This window comes from Mesorhizobium sp. WSM4837 (assembly GCF_055811435.1).
Genome location: NZ_JBVVQE010000158.1, coordinates 1 through 3,324, shown reverse-complemented (window position 1 = coordinate 3,324; position 3,324 = coordinate 1). Strand labels below are relative to the sequence as shown.

General features: G+C 61.9%; 3 protein-coding genes, 2 tRNA genes and 1 pseudogene. 3 read left to right on the top strand and 3 right to left on the bottom strand.

Annotated features, from left to right (window positions below; translation table 11 throughout):
• Positions 1–140 precede the first annotated feature (140 nt).
• Positions 141–1,013 carry a TrmH family RNA methyltransferase gene (locus tag AC0L3D_RS36210; RefSeq protein ID WP_473647478.1) on the bottom strand — a complete coding sequence of 291 codons (873 nt, stop codon included), beginning with the start codon at positions 1,011–1,013 and terminating at the stop codon, positions 141–143.
• 200 nt (positions 1,014–1,213) lie between these two features.
• On the opposite strand from AC0L3D_RS36210, the gene AC0L3D_RS36205 reads away from it, so the two are divergent.
• Together AC0L3D_RS36205 and AC0L3D_RS36200 are read left to right on the top strand one after the other, a co-directional pair.
• Positions 1,214–1,298: transfer RNA gene (locus tag AC0L3D_RS36205), tRNA-Tyr, on the top strand.
• 71 nt (positions 1,299–1,369) lie between these two features.
• Positions 1,370–1,443: transfer RNA gene (locus AC0L3D_RS36200), tRNA-Gly, on the top strand.
• A 101-nt stretch (positions 1,444–1,544) separates the two neighbouring features.
• Here AC0L3D_RS36200 and AC0L3D_RS36195 read toward each other — a convergent pair.
• Together AC0L3D_RS36195 and AC0L3D_RS36190 are read right to left on the bottom strand one after the other, a co-directional pair.
• Positions 1,545–1,991, bottom strand: coding sequence for a GFA family protein (locus AC0L3D_RS36195; RefSeq protein ID WP_473647477.1), 447 nt, complete (start codon positions 1,989–1,991; stop codon positions 1,545–1,547).
• 62 nt (positions 1,992–2,053) lie between these two features.
• On the bottom strand, positions 2,054–2,941 hold the full coding sequence (locus tag AC0L3D_RS36190; RefSeq protein WP_128186838.1) for a DMT family transporter: 888 nt from the start codon (positions 2,939–2,941) through the stop codon (positions 2,054–2,056).
• 306 nt (positions 2,942–3,247) lie between these two features.
• On the opposite strand from AC0L3D_RS36190, the pseudogene AC0L3D_RS36185 reads away from it, so the two are divergent.
• A pseudogene (locus AC0L3D_RS36185) lies at positions 3,248–3,324 on the top strand (GTP-binding protein); the annotation flags it as partial.

The window sequence follows — 3,324 nt, the reverse complement described above, 5'->3', positions numbered from 1 at the left end:
GTAGGGGAGTAGGGGAGTAGGGGAATAGGGGAACAGGGAATAGGGCAGTAGGGCAGTAGGGCAGTAGGGCAGTAGGGCAGTAGGGCAGTAGGGATAGCGCTTGCAGCGAGCCGCAACCCGCCTTTCTCGCTGCCTTATTCTTACTCCCTTATTCCCCTACTCCCCAAACCCAAAAACTTCCTCGCCGCATAAAGGCTCACCGCCGCGGCGTTCGACACGTTGAGCGAGCGGATGGCGCCGGGCATGTCGAGCCTGGCCAGCGTCGTCACCGTTTCACGGGTCTTCTGGCGCAGGCCCTTGCCCTCGGCGCCCAGCACCAACGCGATCTTTTCTCCCGAAAAGCTCTTTTCGAGTTCCGCCGGTCCGTCCGAATCGAGGCCGATGGTCTGGAAGCCGGCCTCGTGCAACTGGCCGAGCGCGTCGGCGAGGTTCTTTACCTCGATTTGGTCGATATGCTCCAGCGCGCCGGAGGCCGATTTTGCCAGCACGCCGGATTCATGCGGGCTGTGGCGCGCCGTGGTGATCAGCGCGCCGGCGCCGAAGGCAACCGCCGAGCGCAGGATCGCGCCGACATTGTGCGGATCGGTGACCTGGTCGAGGACCAGCACCAGCGTGGTATCGCCGAGCGCATCGAGGCGCTTGGGTTTTAGCGGCTCGGCTTCGATCAGCACGCCCTGATGCACGGCGTCAGAGCCGGTGACCTTGTCAATGTCTTTCGGCTCGACCATCTCTGTCTCAAAGGGCAGGGCGGTGAGGTCGGCGATCGCCAGCCGCTCGGCGGCGTTGCGCGTCACGAGCATCTTCTTGATCCGCCGGCGCGGATTGTCGAGTGCTGCTCGCACCGTGTGCAGGCCGTACAGCCGCACCAGCCCATCCGCGACGGTCTCTCCTGGTGGTACCGGCTGGCGCGGCCTGAACGCCGGCGCGCCGCCGCTCTTCTCGTCGCGATGCGCGCGGCGCAGCTTGGCGTAGTGGGTGTCTTTCGGGGTTTTGGGCTTGTTATCGTTGCTCATGGCCGGTTCTATAGCCGTGTCGTTCGCCTATGGATACAGCCTGAAAACCCTGCTCGTCGGGTCGTCGAGAAATTCAGCGCGTTTTGCCGGGATGTTGCGGTTGACAGTTTTGGGCGCTGCCGCCATAAGGCGCTTCGCGACGGGCTGCTCCTGCGGCCGCGACGCGTCGATGCCTCGTTGCATGGCTCCGGCGGCAGACTGGAGAGGTGCCCGAGTGGTTAAAGGGGACGGACTGTAAATCCGTTGGCTATGCCTACGTTGGTTCAAATCCAACCCTCTCCACCACTGCCGGCCCGGAAGCCCTGAAACGCAAAGCCTCGGACCGAAAAGTGCATAGCGGTTTTCGGGTGAAATGCGCGGGTATAGCTCAGTGGTAGAGCAGCAGCCTTCCAAGCTGAATATGCGGGTTCGATTCCCGCTACCCGCTCCAAGCATGCTGTTGAAGTCATTATCGAAAACAACTTCCTTGAAAATGCGCCGTGTCACTGCGTGTGCCTGAGCGGCAATGCGGTCATCCGCATCGCCAGGTCTTCAGTCGCCACCTCCGGCGACGTGCTCTTCATATTGAGGCAGGTCGTCGGCGATCGTGAACCACTTCGCCTTGGAGCCGACAAAGATGTGCTGCGTTGGACGGATGGCCGGCTCGTCGACGAGGGTTCCCATGGTGACGTGGACGAAGGCGCCGTCGCGGACGACCGAGTAGAGCAATGAGCCGCAGGTCTTGCAGTGCACGTTGTGGCCGGTCTCCTCGCCAAAGATCAGGAGGTTGTCCTCGCCCTTGGTCAGGCTCAGTCTCTCACGCTCGATGCCGGCAAACGGCTTGAAAGCCGAACCGGTGGTGCGCCGGCAGTCCGAGCAGTGGCAGTTGGCGGCGTAGATGAACTCGTCGGCCACCGCGTATTGCACGGCGCCGCACAGGCATTTTCCGGCAAGCATGCGGTTGCCGGCATTCTCCTGGCTTGTCACAGGTTTCTCCATTTTTTGCGGGCAGCGGCCAAGTTGAAATTTGTGGTCCGTTGTTTAGGTCACCACTGCCCAAATTATGCCACCACGGTCAGTCGGCGCCTGCGCTCGTCGAGCGACACGATGGTCAGCCCGCTGGTCACCACCAGCAGGATGCCGCCGATCGCCAGCGCGTTCGGCAATTGCTGGAACACCACCAGGCCGGAAATGACCGCCCAGACGGTGAAGCAGTAATAGAACGGCGCCACGACGCCGGTTGGCCCGGCGCGATAGGCCATGAAGATGAAGAAATGGCCAAAAATCAGGAACAATCCGGCCCCGGCCATCAGCAGTAAATGATGCGTCTCGGGCGCCACCCAACGCTCCGACATCAGATGCGCGACGCCTGATCCGACCAGCACCACCACCACCGCGGAAATTGCGACGATCATTCCGGGCACGTCGGCGGCGACCCGGCGCCCGGCGAGATCGCGCGCGGCGGCGAACGCCGCGTTGCCGAGCGCCAGCAAGGCGTAGACCGAGATTCCCTGCATCGTCGGCTGCGCCACCATCACCGCGCCGATGAAGCCGAGCCCGATCAGCGCCATGCGCAAGCCGCCGATCCGTTCGCCGAACAGGACAGAGGAGCCAATCAGCATGAGCAGCGGCGTGATCTGTCCCAGGGCGGTCGAATCGGCGATCTGCATGTTGGCGAGCGCCACCACGTAGCAAAGGATTGCCGCCAGCTCGAGCAGGTTTCTTTGCAACACTCTCCTGTCGAGGATCAGCGGGATCTGCCTGGCGTAGCCCAGCGCAAACAGCAACGGGATGCCCCACAGCGTTGCCGCCGTCCCGCGCAAAAACAGCACTTCATAGGGCGGCAGCCCAACCGTCGCGAGCTTCAACATGGTGTCGTTGGCGACATAGGACCCGGTCGACAGGATCATGAACAGCGGGCCGCGGATGGCGATCGGAATGAAATGCATCGGATCAGGAAATCAGACCGGCGTCACACCGGCAATGGGCCAGATCCGGCAGTAAATCCGGCAAGGCGGACAGGCGGAAGCGGCAATATCCGTCGGCTGAATGCCGGCAGCCGCGGAACCTATCTTCGGCCATTCCATTTCTTCTTGTTCGTTCCTATATCCGCGCCACATCCCCGAAAACCGGATCATGGGTTCAGACCGGGTGAGAAAGCCCCGGCCACAAGACACTTGTGTTTTTCGGCCGCAGTCGCTAATCGCCCCGCATTCGACTGAACTGAAGGTCCCGGCCGTCCAAGGAAAGAGACTATGGCAAAAGGTAAATTCGAGCGTACAAAGCCTCATGTGAACATCGGCACGATTGGCCATGTCGATCATGGCAAGAC